The 14,651-nt window shown below is 63.8% G+C and carries 14 protein-coding genes; 7 read left to right on the forward strand and 7 right to left on the reverse strand.

The genetic code is table 11. The features are described from left to right. Position 1: 1 nt before the first annotated feature. From LPJGGPFB_RS30750 to LPJGGPFB_RS30760, 3 genes are all read right to left on the reverse strand, one after another. Entirely contained in the window at positions 2–970 is a 969-nt protein-coding gene (locus LPJGGPFB_RS30750) for a 2-hydroxyacid dehydrogenase (RefSeq protein WP_173423694.1), read from the reverse strand. Between the two features lie 26 nt (positions 971–996). Next, positions 997–2,019, reverse strand: coding sequence for a LacI family DNA-binding transcriptional regulator (locus LPJGGPFB_RS30755; protein ID WP_115419198.1), 1,023 nt, complete (start codon positions 2,017–2,019; stop codon positions 997–999). Positions 2,020–2,112: 93 nt separating this feature from the next. Then, the gene (locus LPJGGPFB_RS30760; RefSeq protein ID WP_173423695.1) at positions 2,113–2,610 is read right to left on the reverse strand and encodes a MarR family winged helix-turn-helix transcriptional regulator; all 498 of its coding nucleotides are present in this window, start codon (positions 2,608–2,610) and stop codon (positions 2,113–2,115) included. A 113-nt stretch (positions 2,611–2,723) separates the two neighbouring features. Here LPJGGPFB_RS30760 and LPJGGPFB_RS30765 point away from each other — a divergent pair, with 113 nt between their 5' ends. The 3 genes from LPJGGPFB_RS30765 to LPJGGPFB_RS30775 all read left to right on the forward strand — a co-directional run bounded on the left by LPJGGPFB_RS30765 (position 2,724) and on the right by LPJGGPFB_RS30775 (position 5,979). Further along, complete coding sequence (locus tag LPJGGPFB_RS30765; RefSeq protein ID WP_173423696.1) at positions 2,724–3,515, forward strand: creatininase family protein; 792 nt, start codon at positions 2,724–2,726, stop codon at positions 3,513–3,515. A gap of 100 nt (positions 3,516–3,615) precedes the next feature. After that, the gene (locus tag LPJGGPFB_RS30770; protein WP_173423697.1) at positions 3,616–5,013 is read left to right on the forward strand and encodes a polysaccharide biosynthesis protein; all 1,398 of its coding nucleotides are present in this window, start codon (positions 3,616–3,618) and stop codon (positions 5,011–5,013) included. 87 nt (positions 5,014–5,100) lie between these two features. Next, positions 5,101–5,979 (forward strand): glycosyltransferase family 2 protein, encoded by an 879-nt coding sequence (locus LPJGGPFB_RS30775; protein ID WP_173423698.1) that lies wholly within the window; start codon positions 5,101–5,103, stop codon positions 5,977–5,979. 32 nt (positions 5,980–6,011) lie between these two features. Here the strand turns inward: LPJGGPFB_RS30775 and LPJGGPFB_RS30780 are convergent, their stop codons facing one another. Beyond that, positions 6,012–7,103: a glycosyltransferase gene (locus LPJGGPFB_RS30780; RefSeq protein WP_173423699.1), complete on the reverse strand. Its 1,092-nt coding sequence runs from the start codon at positions 7,101–7,103 to the stop codon at positions 6,012–6,014. A 198-nt stretch (positions 7,104–7,301) separates the two neighbouring features. On the opposite strand from LPJGGPFB_RS30780, the gene LPJGGPFB_RS30785 reads away from it, so the two are divergent. Next, complete coding sequence (locus LPJGGPFB_RS30785) at positions 7,302–8,405, forward strand: CobW family GTP-binding protein (RefSeq protein WP_173423700.1); 1,104 nt, start codon at positions 7,302–7,304, stop codon at positions 8,403–8,405. Between the two features lie 166 nt (positions 8,406–8,571). Further along, positions 8,572–9,561 (forward strand): WD40 repeat domain-containing protein, encoded by a 990-nt coding sequence (locus tag LPJGGPFB_RS30790; protein WP_173423701.1) that lies wholly within the window; start codon positions 8,572–8,574, stop codon positions 9,559–9,561. A 256-nt stretch (positions 9,562–9,817) separates the two neighbouring features. Here LPJGGPFB_RS30790 and LPJGGPFB_RS30795 read toward each other — a convergent pair whose 3' ends face one another. The 3 genes from LPJGGPFB_RS30795 to LPJGGPFB_RS30805 all read right to left on the reverse strand — a co-directional run bounded on the left by LPJGGPFB_RS30795 (position 9,818) and on the right by LPJGGPFB_RS30805 (position 12,898). Further along, positions 9,818–11,005, reverse strand: a complete 1,188-nt coding sequence (locus LPJGGPFB_RS30795; RefSeq protein ID WP_173423702.1) for a ZIP family metal transporter — start codon at positions 11,003–11,005, stop codon at positions 9,818–9,820. Beyond that, positions 11,002–12,135: a multicopper oxidase domain-containing protein gene (locus tag LPJGGPFB_RS30800; RefSeq protein WP_173423703.1), complete on the reverse strand. Its 1,134-nt coding sequence runs from the start codon at positions 12,133–12,135 to the stop codon at positions 11,002–11,004. Before LPJGGPFB_RS30800 ends, LPJGGPFB_RS30795 begins: the two co-directional genes overlap by 4 nt. 319 nt (positions 12,136–12,454) lie before the next feature. Then, entirely contained in the window at positions 12,455–12,898 is a 444-nt protein-coding gene (locus LPJGGPFB_RS30805) for a glyoxalase superfamily protein (protein ID WP_173423815.1), read from the reverse strand. 264 nt (positions 12,899–13,162) lie between these two features. On the opposite strand from LPJGGPFB_RS30805, the gene LPJGGPFB_RS30810 reads away from it, so the two are divergent. Beyond that, positions 13,163–13,792 (forward strand): LysE family translocator, encoded by a 630-nt coding sequence (locus tag LPJGGPFB_RS30810; protein WP_173423704.1) that lies wholly within the window; start codon positions 13,163–13,165, stop codon positions 13,790–13,792. A 1-nt stretch (position 13,793) separates the two neighbouring features. Beyond that, positions 13,794–14,366 carry an ASCH domain-containing protein gene (locus tag LPJGGPFB_RS30815; RefSeq protein WP_173423705.1) on the forward strand — a complete coding sequence of 191 codons (573 nt, stop codon included), beginning with the start codon at positions 13,794–13,796 and terminating at the stop codon, positions 14,364–14,366. Positions 14,367–14,651 lie beyond the last annotated feature (285 nt).

Genomic DNA, 14,651 nt, shown 5'->3' on the forward strand with positions numbered 1-14,651 from the left:
CCTAACGGGCACGTCGCTCGAAAGGCGTTTCCGGCACCGGCGTCAATGGCTTTCCGGTCGAAAACCAGGCCTTGAGGTTGTCGACCACCAGATCCGCCATGGCGTTGCGGGTGACGACCGAAGCCGATGCCACATGCGGCAACAGCGAAACATTCGGCAGCGCCAGCAGCGCATCCGGCACATGCGGTTCGTTGTCGAAAACGTCTAGCCCCGCCCCGGCGATCACACCTTTCTCTAGAGCTTCGATCAGCGCTGCCTCGTCCACGGTCGAGCCGCGCCCGACATTGATCAGAACACCATTCTTTCCGAGGGCCGAAAGCACTTCGGCATTCACCGTCTTTCGCGTCGCCTCGGTGCCGGGAACGATGACGACAAGCGTATCGACGACCTGAGAAAGGCCTACGAGTGTCGGGTGATAGGCGTAGCCAAGGCCCTCGCGCTGTGTGCGCGTATGGTAGGCGACCGTCACACCGAAGGCTTCGAGCCGCTTGGCAATCGCAAGTCCGATGCGCCCGAGGCCGTAGAGCCCGACCGTGCGGCCGCGCAGCGACAAGGGCGACAGCGGGAATGCACCTTCCCGCACCCAGCGCCCCTGACGCAGCCATTCTTCCGCCTGCGGCAGAAGGCGCAGCGTGTTGATTAGCAGGCCGACAGCGGTGTCGGCGACCTCTTCGCTGAGCACATCTGGCGTGTTGGTAACGGCAATGCCCTTGGCGGCAGCGTGTTTTACGTCGACCCCGTCATAACCGACGCCGAAATTGGCGACGATTTCGAGCCCGGGCAGCGCATCCATCAGGCCGGCAGGAACGCGCCCGGAAACGGCGATGCCCTTGATATCGGCCAGCTCGGCCGTGACGAGACCGGCATCCGGACGCTCCAGCCGCACGACGTCAAACATCTCGGGCAGCCGCTGCAGCACCCGCTCGTTGATTTTTCCGGGCACGAGGATGCGGGGAAGGCTCGCGGACATGGGCACTCCTGGTCTTTGGGATTTCTTCAGGCGGGGACGCGCAACGGGCCGGTCGACTGGCGGATACGCATTTCCGGCTTGATCAGGTGGATGCCGTCCGGCTCGTGGCTGCCGGACAACTTGTCGAGAAGGGCGCGGGCCGCGCTGCGGCCGACATCGGCCTGGCCGTTCCACACGGTTGTCAGCGCCGGCGTTGCGATCGACGCCTCCTCAAGATCGTCATAGCCGGTGACGGAGATATCGACGCCGGGAACAAGCCCCGCACGCGCGATGCCGTTCATCATGCCGATCGCCACCAGATCGTTCCAGCAAACGACCGCGGTCGGCTTCTGCGGTAGCGACAGGAGATGCACGGCCGCTTCGAAGCCGCCCTGCTTGGAGCGGGGCCCGGGAATGCGCAGCTCCGGATCAACCTCGATATTGGCTTTGCGCAGCGCATTGACGTAGCCCTGATAGCGGTCGCGACCGGTCGAGGTCTGGTCGGTGCCGCCGACCATGGCGATGCAGCGGTGCCCAAGGCCGATCAGATGGTTGGTCGCCAGCGAAATGCCATAGGCGTCGTCACCGCGGAAGATCGGAACATCCAGCCCCTCGATCGAGCGGGCGATCAGGATCGCCGGCATGCCATTGTCCTCGGCAAGCTGGATATCCTCCGGCGGGGTGCCGATGGCCGGCGACATGATGACGCCGTCGCCGCCGAGCTGCAGCAGCGTCTCGATGAAATCGCGCTGCTTGTCGACGGAGTCGTAATGGTTGGAAAGGATGAAGGTCTGCTTGTCGCGGTCGAGCTCCGCTTCGATCGCCTTCAGGATCTCCCCGTAGAACGGGTTCATGATGTCGTGCACCACCACGCCGATAATGCCGGAGCGCGAGGTCCTGAGGCTGGCGGCGCGGCGGTTGTAGATATAGCCGAGCGCGCGGGCCTGCTCCTTGATCTTGTCGCGTGTGAGGGTCGCCACCAGGGGACTGTCACGCAATGCCAGAGATACCGTTGCCGTCGAAAGACCGAGTGTTTCCGCGATCGTCGAAAGCTTGACCTTTTGCGCCACGATGCCCCCTGCTTAAGCCTAGTTGCCTACCCTCAAATTTAAATCCTATTTAAACTGTTTAAATCGCCGCCGCAATACGCCGTGAAACGAGGCTCAGTCGGCGGCCCGCGCGGCCTGCAGATTGCTGTCGACGGCCCGCAAAAGCTTCATCAACGTGCGCACCTGCTTGTCTGTCAGCCCCCGTGTCGCGAGGTTTTCGGAATGCTGGCCGGCCTCGGCAATCGTCTGCAGCCGGTTGCGCCCGGGCTCGGTGAGGTAGACCTTGGTCAGCCGTGCGTCGTCGTCGTCAGCCCGGCGCTCGAGAAAGCCCTGTGCCTCCATGCGGCCGATGGTGCGCGTCATCGTCGGCGCCTTGACGCCGAGCTTGGCCGCAAGCCCGCCTGCCGTCAGCCCGTCCGTTTCGGCAAGCGCCAGCATGACACCGTCCTGGCCGGCATAAAGGCCGCTTTCGAGCAGGTTGCGCGACAGGACGGTACGCATGGAACGTGCCGCCTGGACAAGGATCGAGGCGAGATCATGCGGTTCGGCGAGAAGCTCGTCCTTCTTCTTGCCGTTCTTGCTCTTCTTTTCGGCCTTGTTCTTCTTGCCCATTGGACCTCCTGCCGAATCCCGTCTCTGACATTTATAGCAATACAGCTTGCGATTACGAACTGTATGACTCAAATAACATTTCTACGACAATTGACGTGAAGGATCGAAGAGAAATGTCGATGCCCAAGGCCCGATGGCAGGACAACTCGACCGCTCTTCCGCAACGGGCTCGCCGCGACTGGATCGCCGTTCTGCCGCTCGGCGCCCATGAGCAGCATGGCCCGCACCTGCCCTTCGACACGGACACGCTGATTGCCGACGGGATCGTCGAACGCTCAATCGCCGCCCTGCCCGATACCCTGCCCGCGACCTTCCTGCCGACAGAACCGGTCGGCTATTCGATCGAGCATATGGATGTCGCCGGCAGCCGGTCGCTCGGTTACGACGAGGCCGTGCGGCGCTGGCTCGGCATTGCCGAAAACCTGCACACTCTCGGCATCCGCAAGTTCGTGATGCTGAACGCCCATGGCGGCAATTCGCCCCTGATGACCATCGTTGCGACCGAGGCACGGGTGCGTTTCGACATGCTGGCGGTCGCGACCAGCTGGACCCGCTTCGGCCAACCCGACGGCTGGATCGCCCCCGAGGACAAGGCCATCGACATTCACGGCGGCGATATCGAGACCTCGGTGATGCTGGCGCTGCACCCGGAAAAAGTGACGATGGAAAAGGCCCGTGCCTTCCCCTCGCGCCAGAGCGACTACACCGAACGCTTCAGGCATTTGCGCGCCTACGGCCCGCATGCCTTCGGCTGGAAGATGTCGGACCTCAACCGCGAGGGCGTCGCCGGCAACGCATCCGCCGCCTCTGCCGCGCGCGGCGAGCAATTGCTGGCCCACGCGGTCAACGGCGTAGTCGAGCTTTTGACCGATGTCGCCGACTTCGACATGACCGACCTCGCTTGAGCAGAGCGGTCGCCGGCATCGGCAAACACTTTGTTTGTGCTTTTGCGTTATCAGCATGGACAGCAGCAAACGACGACAGGCGGCGCAAAGCCGAAACCCCATGGCGAAGATCATCGCGCTCGGCGCCTATTTCTATCAGGCCCTGATCGCCTTCGGCCTGTTGATCATCGTCGCCCATTGGTTGGCGCCGGTCGACTATGCCGCCTATTCGCTCTTCATCTCGCTCAGCCAGTTTGGCGCCATCGCTGCCTTCGAATGGGTGCGCTATTCCTGCATGCGGTTTTACCCCGGCCAGACGGCGGAAAGCGAAGCGGCTGAGCGGCGAACGATCGTCGCCGAGGCCGCAGCCTGCGCGCTTTTCTGCCTTGTCGCTGCGGCCGTGTCGCTCGCCTTCGGCGTCACCCCGCTGGTCGCGCTGGTCGGCGGTCTTGTCGCCATTGCCCAAGGCGGCAGCGACCTGCACCTGACCATGCTGCGCTTCCGCCAGGATTTTCGCGCCTTCTCAGTGCTGCAGGGCTCTCGCGCCACAATCCTGGCTGCCGGAACATTGCTCGGCGCCGTCATATCGCCAACCTTCCTGTCCACGGTCACGGGCCTGCTTGCCGGCTACGCGCTCTACGCGCTGCTCGCGGCACTGCTGTCGCGCAGGTCCGGCCGACGGCCGACCACCCCGCTCGACATGGGCCGCGTGAAAAAGCACCTCGTCTATGGCAGCGTTTCGGCGGGCGCCGCCACCGCCTCGATGTTTGCGCCGCTTGCGCTGAAGGCGATCTTCACCTCGGTCCTGGGCCCAAGCGGTGCAGCCGGTGCGCTGCTCGCACTTGACCTTTTGCAGCGCCCCTTCGTGCTGATCGTCTCCGCCCTGCAGGCGATCCAGTATCCCGAGATCGTCGCCGCGCACGACAAGGCCGGGGAAACCCCGGCGCTTCGCCACCAGCTCGGGCAATACTATGCGCTTCTGACGAGTTTCGCGCTGATGATGGCGGCCGGCATCTTTGCTGTGCTCACGCCGGCGACGTGGTTGGTGATCACCCCCGACCTGCAAGCCGGCTTCCTCGCGACGGCCCCGTTCGTCATCCTGCTTTCGCTCGTTCGCGTCCTGACCCAGATCATGCTGCCGACACCGCTGCACCTGAAGCAGCGCCTGACCGCGATCTTCGCACTGGCCGCCCTCGACTGCGCGCTTCTCAATCTGGGCGCCCTTGCCAGCGGCTTTCTGCTGGCGCCGACCGACGCCACCATGATGGCCGGCAGCGCACTCGGCGCACTCATCGCAGCGTTGATCGGCCTGCGGCTGATGGCGGCCTTGCCCTTCGATTTCATCTGGCCGCCGGTCTTGCTCGGCTCCGCGGGCCTCGGCGTCACCATTGTCGCCTTCGTCCTGTCGCACCAGTCGGCCTACCTCGCCACCACAGCCGGGATCATCGTCGGCGGAGCCTGCTGCCTGCTGGCGCTCGATCGGCTACGGATTGGCATGCGCGCTGCAAACGCCGCTTGAACTCAGGCGTGAAACGACCCGGGCGCGATAAGGAAAACTGAACCTCTTTCGGTTTAGATCAGAGCAAAGCAAGAGGCGACGAACACCATGAAGATCATTGTCGGAATAGCCACGGCGGGTCGCCGCGAGGTGCTATCCGAAACGCTTCTGCATCTGACCCGGCAGGGTCGCAGACCGGACGCCATCTTCGTCTGCCCGTCTTCGCGCGAGGACGTAGATGAAACGCTCGCCGCCGCGCTCCCTGTCCCGGTGACGATCGTCGCAGGTGAGCGTGGGCTGACCAAACAGCGAAACGCCATTCTGTCGGCGATCGGCGCCGGCGATATGCTCGTCTTTTTTGACGACGACTTTCTGCCGCATGCAGATTTCCTCGCCAATGCCGAGACGCTTTTCCTCAAGGAACCGGATATCGTCGTTGCGACGGGACTGGTGCTGGCGGATGGCATCCATGGTCCGGGCATCCCGGTCAAGGAGGGGCTGGAGATCCTCGCTCGCGACCAGGCCGAAAGCGGCCCGGCCACGATCGAGCCCGTCTACAACGCCTATGGTTGCAACATGGTGTTCCGTTTGTCGGCGATAGAGGCGGACGGCACCCGTTTCGACGAGCGGCTGCCGCTCTATGGCTGGCAGGAGGATGTCGACTTCTGCCGCCGTCTCGCGCGCCACGGCCGCATCGTTCGAAGCGGCAAGTTGCGTGGCGTGCACCTCGGCAACAAGCGCGGTCGGACCTCGGGCCTGCGCTTCGGCTACTCCCAGGTGGCCAACCCGCTCTACCTCTTCCGAAAGGGGAGTGTCGGCCTGAGATGGACCCTCCATCTCATGGGCAGCAATGTCGCAGCCAACACGATCGGCAGCCTGAAGCCTCAATCCCTTGTCGACCGGCGGGGTCGGCTCAAGGGAAATCTCATTGCCTTCGCCGATCTCCTGCGCGGCAAGCTCGACCCCTTGCGCATGCTTGAACTCTGATTGCGCGTTCTATCTCCCGCCAGGCAAGCGGGTCAGCATCTTCCTGCGGCCAGCAGATTGAGCAGAGCGACCGCACTTCCGTTCCATGAAAACCGCTCGGCATTGTCGTGCCCGGCGCGCGCAAGCCGCTCCCGAAGGCCGCCGTCGGCGGATATCGTCCGCATCGCCTCGACCAGCGTTTCCGGCTTCGTCGGATCGAAGTAGAGCGCCGCCTCGCCGCAGGCTTCCCGGACCGGCGGGATGTCGGAGGCCAGCACCGGGCACCCTTGCGTCATCGCCTCGAGCGGCGGAATGCCGAAGCCTTCATAGAGGCTGGGAAACAGGAAGGCGGTTGCCTGGCGCTGCAACCCGACGATCTCGGCGTCCGTCAGTCGCCCCGCGAAGATCAGGTTGCCGCGCGAAGTCGGGGCGATATCGCGAAAAACGCTTGGATCGGTGCCGCCGACCACCACCAGTTTGCCGCCGGTCGCGCCAAGAGCCTCGAAGGCACGCACCGCAAACTCGACGTTCTTGTTGGGCTTCAGGGTGCCTACGAGAAGGAAGAATGGGGTATCGGCAAGTCCCAGCTTCGCAACGATTTCCCGGTCCGGCTCAAGGTCGGAAAAGTGATCGGTGGCGTTGTAGATCACGTCGATGCCGTCAGCGGGAACCCGAAAGACATCCGCCAGCTCGCCGCGTGAAAAATAGGAAACCGTGCCGATCTTCGCGCGGCGTGTCAGGACGTAGCCGAGTGCCCCATGGAAGAGCCGATAGCCGCGCCCGAACGAAGCCGGGTGGCGAAAGAGCGTGACGTCGTGGATCACCACCACCTGGTCGGAATGCAGCACCGGCCCGCTGCCGCCAAGCCCAACCAGCGTGTCGCGCCGCGCCCGCCAATAGAGCGGCCCCTGCTCCCAGAGGTGGCCGGGGCCTGAGCCGAAGCGCTCGATCGAAATCGCCGACAGCGGCAGATCATCCGGCGCCGACGCCGGCGCCAGCAACCGCCAGCGCGCATCCTTCAATGTCGCCGGCACGTCGCCAGCCGCGATACGGGTATCGAGCGCGCGGGTGATCTCACGGGCAAAGCGCTGCACGCCGGTGAGCGGCTGCATCAGGAACCGGCCGTTGATGGAAATCGTCTTCACGCACGCGCCCTTTCGATAGGACGCGGACTCTCCCTGATTTTGATGAAAGGAGCGTTATCGCTGCCCGGTTCGCCCGCCTTGGTGGCATCAAATGGGCGGCCAAAATGGGCTTGGCCATTTGCGCATCGCCGCCGCATCTCCTATATGAAACGCGACATGGATGCCCGCTCCCCGCATCCCGAGATCCCAGAGGTTCCCATGACCGAAACATCCCCGCAGAAGCCGATTCCCGTCACCGTGCTCACCGGATATCTCGGCGCCGGCAAGACGACGCTGTTGAACCGCATCCTCAGCGAGAACCACGGACGCAAATACGCCGTCATCGTCAACGAATTCGGCGAAATCGGCATCGACAACGACCTGATCGTGGAATCCGACGAGGAAATCTACGAGATGAACAACGGCTGCGTCTGCTGCACCGTGCGCGGCGACCTGATCCGCGTGGTGGAAGGCCTGATGCGCCGCCCCGGCCGCTTCGATGCGATCATCGTCGAGACCACCGGCCTTGCCGACCCGGTCCCGGTCGCCCAGACCTTTTTCATGGACGACGACGTGCGCGCCAAGACCGAGCTTGATGCCGTCGTCGCCCTGGTCGATGCCAAGCACCTGCCGCTCCGGTTGAAGGATAGCCGCGAGGCAGAAGACCAGATCGCCTTTGCCGACGTCGTGCTTTTGAACAAGACCGATCTCGTCAGCCCCGAGGAACTCGAGCGGATCGAGGCGACGGTTCGCGTCATCAATCCGTCTGCCCGCATCTACAGGACGCAGCGCTCCGACATCGACCTCACCAAGGTTCTCGACCAGGGCGCGTTCAACCTCGAGAGGGCGCTGGAAAACGACCCGCACTTCCTCGACCAGGACGATCACGAACACGATCACACCTGCGGTCCGGATTGCGGCCATGATCACCACCACCATGATCATGACCATCATCATCACGACCATGATCATCATGATCACGATCATCACCACCATGATCACGCTCCGTCGCCGATCCATGATGTGACCGTGCAGTCGATCTCGCTGCGCGGCGGCGAGATGAACCCGGACCGGTTCTTCCCCTGGATCCAGAAGATCACCCAGACGGATGGCCCGAACATCCTGCGGCTGAAGGGCATCATCGCCTTTGCCGGCGACGCCGAGCGCTATGTCGTTCAGGGCGTGCACATGATCATCGAGGGCGATCATCAGCGTGCGTGGAAGGACGGCGAGAAGCGCGAAAGCCGGCTGGTCTTCATCGGCCGCGACCTTGACCGCGAAAAGCTGGAGCGCACATTCAAGGCCTGCGAAGCGTCAGCCTGATATCGGAGAAGCCGCGATCCGCGCCTCCAAATAGGGCAGACGTGGCGCGTTCTTCTGCGCGCGCGGCGCCCTAGAGCCGGATGATTTCAGGTCAAATCGAGCCGAGATCATCCGGTCTAACATCAAATAGGCAGAGCATGCCGAACCAGGGGACCATGACAATCTGATGCCGACAGTCGCTCCGCTCGATCTTGAAGGTCACGTCGTTGGCGTGGCCTTTCTCAAGGGAATACCTTTCTTTGCCGAAGCCACCGGCGCAATCCACCGTCTCGACCTTGGCCACAAGACGACGGAAGTCCATGAGGGCCTGCTGTCGCTGGTTGTCGACGAGGCGAACGAGACGCTTCTGACCGGCGGCGAGGACGGCAAGGTGATGCGCACGGCCGCCGACGGCACGACGACGCTGGTTGCCGAAGCACCGCGCAAGTGGATCGCTCAAGTCGCCGCCGGGCCTCAAGGCGCGGTCGGCTATGCCTATGGCAAGACCACCCATGTGCGGCTCGCCGACGGTACCACCAAGGAATTTGCCGAGGACCGCACGGTGGAGGGTCTCGCCTTCGCCCCGAAGGGCCTGCGCGTTGCCGCCGCCCGCTACAACGGCGTGTCGATGCACTGGGTCGGCACCTCCGGCCAGCCGATCGACCTCGACTGGAAGGGCGCCCATACCGGCGTCACCTTCTCTCCCGACGGCCGGTTCCTCGTCACCACCATGCAGGAAAATGCCCTGCATGGCTGGAAGCTCGACGCCAAGCCAGGCGCCGAGGCGCGCCACATGCGCATGACCGGATACCCCGCCAAGGTGAAGTCGCTCTCCTGGTCCGCCAAGGGCAAGTGGCTCGCCTCCTCGGGCGCGCCGGCCGCCATCGTCTGGCCCTTCCAGGGCAAGGACGGGCCGATGGGCAAGGCGCCGCTTGAACTCGGCACCCGCGCCGACATCATGGTGACGTCCGTTGCCTGTCATCCGACCGAAGACATCGTCGCCATCGGCTATCAGGACGGCATGATTCTCGCGGCCCGTTTTGCCGACAGCAAGGAAGTGCTGCTGCGCCGCCCCGGCAAGGGTGCGGTCACGGCCATGGCCTGGAGCAAGGACGGGCGCCAGCTCGTGTTCGGGTCGGCCGAGGGCGACTGCGGCGTCGTCGATATCGCCGGGTAGCATTCACTCGACGCTCATCGAAGGCGTCAGCGCAACTGTGCCTCTCCTCGGGTTTAACCCGAGGACGAGCCCTCTCCGGGCAAGCGGGGCGAGGGGACGTGGCATATGCTCCGTCAAAGTGTGCCGCGAAATTGCCGGGCGACACCGCCCCGCAAGTCCCTTCTCCCCGCAGGCGGGGAGAAGGTGGCGGTAGCCGGATGAGGGGCTGATGCGGCCACGACCTGCAAGTTCAACAACCGGCAGCGACCTCCAAAAATCAAATCTTCACCAACGCCGCTGTCACGTACATGAAGCCAACGCCGGCAGCGAGGCCACCCATCACCGGCGGCGTCAGGAAGACCTCGGTCCGCTTTCCGCTCTGGCGCATCAGATAGGCGCCAACCTCGACGATGACCTGCAAGATTGCGCCCGCCCCGATCGCCAATGCCAGCGCCGACCATTGCGCCGACGTCGCCAGGCTGCCGAGCCACATGCCCAGCACCGCCGGCCCGCCGGCGAGCAATATCAAGCCGACGAAAGCCCACAGGGACGGTCGCTGCTTCAGGATCGGCGCTGCGATGCCGATGCCTTCAGTCACGTTATGCAGGGCGAAGCCGGCCACCAGAAAGGTGCCTAGACCCGCCGATCCGGCGGCAAAGGCGGCCCCGATCGCCAGCCCCTCGCCAAGATTGTGCAATCCGATTCCGAGCGCAATGTAAGTGGCAAGCGCCAGCCCCGTCGGCACCCCGCCGCGTCGGCCGATCGCCATCAACACGAGGAAGCTGCCGACGCCCGCAAGTACCACCATGACTGGCCCCTGGAAAATGGCTGCAGCCTCAGACGCCAGCTCCAGGGCTTCGGCGCTTGCGTCGACCAGCAGGAAGGCGAGCAGGCCGATCGTCAAGGACAACAGAAACGCCATTCCCGATGCGCCGACGCCGCGCAGCACGGGATAGAACATCAGGCCGACGGCAACAGGCACGATGCCGACGATGATGCCGACGAGTGCCTGCAGCCGCAATTGACCCGCCGTCGCCTGCGGCGTCGGCACCGCGACAGCGATGTCGTGGGTGAAGGTGGCGCCGGTATTGGTCAACACTTTCAGCGCATGCGCCTCGCCGAGCATCCATGGGAAGGGTAAGTTCAGCCAGGCTGTCTTGCCGCGGGGGATCGGACCCGGCGGATCCTGGGTGAACTGCCAGTAGGCGTCGTCCACTTGGACCTGCGCCACCGTCATCGGTTCCGATCCCCCCGCACGAACCAGCAGGCGCAGGCCGCTGTCATCGAGCACGGTTCGCTCGAAGGTCAGGTTTTCGACCGGCGGCGCCCCGTTGCGAAAGCCCGACAGCGGATCGGTCGACAGTATCCAGGCAACGGCAATACCAAAGGCGATGAGCGGCAGCGCCAACCACACCAGGTTGGTTTTTGCCGCGCGGATCGCGGCTCTCGGCAAGGTCTCGTTCATGCCAGCGCCTCCACGACATCGAACATGCCAACCCACCCCAACTCGGTAAACTCGGTCTGGTGCGGATGGAACATGTAGAGGCCGGGTTCGTGCTCGGCGAAGGTGAACTCCAGAATGCCGCGCTGCGCCTGGCATTGGGTGATGAGATCGACGGTTTTCAGCGTCGGCGTCAGCGTCGTCCCCTGGTCGTAGTAGTCGAAGAAGTTGGCGTGCAGGTGGAACGAGTTGATCGGATCGAACTCGATGACATTGACGAGATAGATGCGCACCGGCTTGCCCTTCACGATCCGGATCGGCCGCTTCATGAAGGCGTGGGCGACGGTGTTGACCGCATAGAATTCGTTCTCGGCATCGAAGTTGGTGTCGAAGGCGTTCATCACCATCACCAGTTCCTGCCAGCCGGCATTCTCCGCCGTGCCGAGGAGCCGCGAACGGGCGACGTCCACGTGGTCCGGGTGGCGCTCGGGATCCGGGTCGATGACGAAAGCGCCGTACATGCCCTTGTGGATGTGGCGGCGCAGCGGCATCGCATGGCAATGGTAGAGATGGCAGCCGAAGGGCTTGGCATCGAATTCGTAGACGAACTCGTCGCCGGGATCGACCATGCCCGCGCCAGGCACGCCGTCCATTCGCGCTGCGTGAATGCCGTGAAAATGGATCGAATGCGGATGCGAAGCGTAATTGCGGAAGACGATGCGCAGGCGCTCGCCCTCCTTGGCCCGAAGCGCCGGCCCGGGCACGCGGCCGTTATAGGTCCAGGCCGGAAAGGTGATGCCGGGCGCGATCTCGATATCGCGATCCTGCGCGGTCATCTCGAAGGTCCTGAGCGTTCGCCCGTCCGGCAGCACCGAGACGGTGCCGGTGTCCCAGTCGGTCAGCATGTCCGTCGGATCGAAGCCGTTGACGCTGCTGTCGACGTCGCCGACCGTCATCATGGCGCCGTGTCCCATTGCCGGCACGGGTGCCGCCATATCCCCCGAAGTCTGCGCCGCCATCTGGTGGCCGCCGCCATGGGTCGCCTGCTGCGCCAAGGCGGCGCCGGCGCAGATCGCCGTGCCACCGGCCGCCGCCAGCCCGCCCATCAGAAGGCTGCGCCGCCCGAGCAGGTCCTGTTTCACCGGATTGTCCATGAATGTCATCCCTCGCCCGATACAGCGCCACGTGTCCGCTCCGATTTGCAGAGGCGATGCCACAAAGCCCGAATTGACCGGCCCACCCAATTGCGAACCGTTCGCAACTACATTGATAATGCAAATGCAACTCATTCGCAATTGATGAAGGCGCGGGCGGGGACGATTAGCGGACTGGCGCCCGCAAGGTATCGTTGAAGGATGAGATGTGAGGACCGTTACATCCCCGAAGCGTTCGGCTTCGGGGATGTTGGCTGAACGGCGAATGCCAGGCAGGTGGCAGCGACAATGGTCGCGTCGCAACCACAGCAACCGCGGCTCACCATTCCAGCTCCAATTGCGGCCGGCCGTTCGACGTCTTCTCGATCGTGCGCCCGGTCTCGTCAACCGTCGCGGTCACCCGCTGGCGAAAGGCAGAGAAGCTCTCGAAAGTGACGACATCGACGGGTTCGTCGAACTTCATCGTCAAACGGTAGCGCCCGGGCTGTGCCGTCAGCGCCTGCACCGAGAGGATCTCGCCTTCAAAGGGTTGGCCGAGATAAAGGCCTTTCACCCGCGAACCGAGCATCCACGGATTGAACGGCGGTCGGTTGCCGACGGCGGCGTGAAGAGTGTTCCAATCGCGATAACCGTATTGGGCAGCGATCAGTTCAAGGGAACGCGAGTGGCTGATTTCCTCGCCTTCGCTGGATAGCCGTGATCGCAGGCGTTTGGCCTGGTCCTTGAGGGCATCGAGCGATGGCAACGTGTTTGATCCGCGCATCATGACAGGGTCTCCTGCTGCGGCATGCATTTTCAAGAGATGGGAGCCCGCATTGCCACCGGTTCGCATGCCGTTTCGGCTGACCGTGTCTGATAAGGAAGGCTTCACCAAAGCATGACGCTCGCGGACGGCAGGGGCCCTCACCCTGCCCCCTCCATAGGGGAAGCGCCCCAGGCTGTCAAATGCCGCCCCGCCTCATGTTGCACGGGAACTCAAGGTATGGGACGACTTGCCGGAAATGCAATGCAACGCCGGGAGGATCTCATGAGTGAAATCACCATTCTCGCATTTGCCTTTGTCGCTTTCATCGGTATCGCCACGCCCGGTCCGACGGTCCTGCTCGCCTTGACCAACGGTTCGCGCTACGGCATCAAGCGTGCGCTTGCGGGCATGGTCGGCGCCGTGCTCTCGGATTTCGTGTTGATCGGCGCGGTGGCGCTGGGTCTCGGCGCCCTGCTCGCGGCCTCCGAATTCTGGTTTACCGTCGTCAAATGGCTCGGCGCCGCCTATCTGGCGTTCCTCGGTGTGATGCTGTTACGGTCGAAGGGAACGATTGACGTCGCTGGCAAACACGACGGTGCCGACGTCACCACCACCGCCATCTTTCTGAAGAGCTTCCTGGTCGCCGTCACCAACCCGAAGGGCTATCTGTTCTTCTCGGCCTTCCTGCCGCAGTTCGTCGATCTCGGTTTGCCACAAGCACCGCAATATGCCGTGCTCGCCGTGGTCTTCGCCGCAGTCGATTTCGCTGTCATGCTCGGCTACGCCCTCATCGGCTCCCAGGCGGCTCGCTTTCTGAAGCACTCCGGAGCCGTCTGGCTCGAACGGATCTGCGGTGGAGCCTTGCTCGCCCTTGCCGGCTCGCTTGCCGTCTATCGCCGCGCCGCCAACTGACATGCTGTTCCGCAAGGCCATCCTCGACCAGATTGCCGAAGGCGCGGTGACCCTGGCCTTCAGGCGCTGGACGAAGCCGACTGTCAAGGCTGGCGGCAGTCTGCGCACAGCATCCGGCGTGCTGTCGATCGACGCGGTCGACGTCACCGGCACCGAAGACATCAGCGTTGAGGACGCGCACCGCGCCGGGTTTACGACACGCGAGGCACTGCTTGCAGAGCTTGACGTCCGCCCCGACGGCACCCTCTACCGCATTGCCTTCCATCGGGCGGGCGATGATCCACGCCTGTCCTTGCGCGACGAAGCGACGCTTGCAAAAGTCGACCGGGCGGCGATCGCCGACAGGCTCGCCCGCTTCGACGAAACGGCCGACCAGTCATGGACCGAGCCGACGCTCCGCCTGATCGCTTCGCGTGATGGCATCACCGCCGCCGAGATCGCCGAATGGGTCGGCGTGGATAAACTCAAAATCAAGGTGCGCATCCGCAAGCTGAAGGAGCTGGGTCTGACGGAGAGCCTGACGGTCGGCTACCGGCTGTCACCCCGCGGCCGGTCCTTCCTTGACGAGACCTGAGCGATGCCGAGCAAGACCATGGAGACGATATGATCGGATACACGATGGTCGGCACGACCGATCTCAAGCGAGCCGAAAGGTTCTACGATCCGCTGATGGCACTGATCGGCCAGGAGCGCTGCTGGTGCGACGAGCAGGTGGCATCCTGGGGACGCAGAGATGATGACCTCGCCCCGCGCTTCTTCACCGGTTATCCCTTCGACGGCAACGCAGCCGGCGTCGGCAATGGTGCGATGACTGCGTTCCTCGCACCATTGCCGAGATCATCGACCGGCTGTTTGCAAC

The organism is Ensifer adhaerens (genome assembly GCF_013283195.1).
Taxonomy (GTDB): domain Bacteria; phylum Pseudomonadota; class Alphaproteobacteria; order Rhizobiales; family Rhizobiaceae; genus Ensifer; species Ensifer adhaerens_G.

Excerpts from the sequence above, each read along its gene's own strand:
- LPJGGPFB_RS30810 (WP_173423704.1), top strand. The coding sequence starts at position 13,163 with ATGAGTGAAATCACCATTCTCGCATTTGCCTTTGTCGCTTTCATCGGT.
- LPJGGPFB_RS30785 (WP_173423700.1), top strand. The coding sequence starts at position 7,302 with ATGACCGAAACATCCCCGCAGAAGCCGATTCCCGTCACCGTGCTCACC.
- LPJGGPFB_RS30775 (WP_173423698.1), top strand. The coding sequence starts at position 5,101 with ATGAAGATCATTGTCGGAATAGCCACGGCGGGTCGCCGCGAGGTGCTA.
- LPJGGPFB_RS30770 (WP_173423697.1), top strand. The coding sequence starts at position 3,616 with ATGGCGAAGATCATCGCGCTCGGCGCCTATTTCTATCAGGCCCTGATC.
- LPJGGPFB_RS30760 (WP_173423695.1), bottom strand. The coding sequence starts at position 2,610 with ATGGGCAAGAAGAACAAGGCCGAAAAGAAGAGCAAGAACGGCAAGAAG.
- LPJGGPFB_RS30805 (WP_173423815.1), bottom strand. The coding sequence starts at position 12,898 with ATGCGCGGATCAAACACGTTGCCATCGCTCGATGCCCTCAAGGACCAG.
- LPJGGPFB_RS30800 (WP_173423703.1), bottom strand. The coding sequence starts at position 12,135 with ATGGACAATCCGGTGAAACAGGACCTGCTCGGGCGGCGCAGCCTTCTG.
- LPJGGPFB_RS30750 (WP_173423694.1), bottom strand. The coding sequence starts at position 970 with ATGTCCGCGAGCCTTCCCCGCATCCTCGTGCCCGGAAAAATCAACGAG.
- LPJGGPFB_RS30765 (WP_173423696.1), top strand. The coding sequence starts at position 2,724 with ATGTCGATGCCCAAGGCCCGATGGCAGGACAACTCGACCGCTCTTCCG.
- LPJGGPFB_RS30795 (WP_173423702.1), bottom strand. The coding sequence starts at position 11,005 with ATGAACGAGACCTTGCCGAGAGCCGCGATCCGCGCGGCAAAAACCAAC.
- LPJGGPFB_RS30790 (WP_173423701.1), top strand. The coding sequence starts at position 8,572 with ATGCCGACAGTCGCTCCGCTCGATCTTGAAGGTCACGTCGTTGGCGTG.
- LPJGGPFB_RS30815 (WP_173423705.1), top strand. The coding sequence starts at position 13,794 with ATGCTGTTCCGCAAGGCCATCCTCGACCAGATTGCCGAAGGCGCGGTG.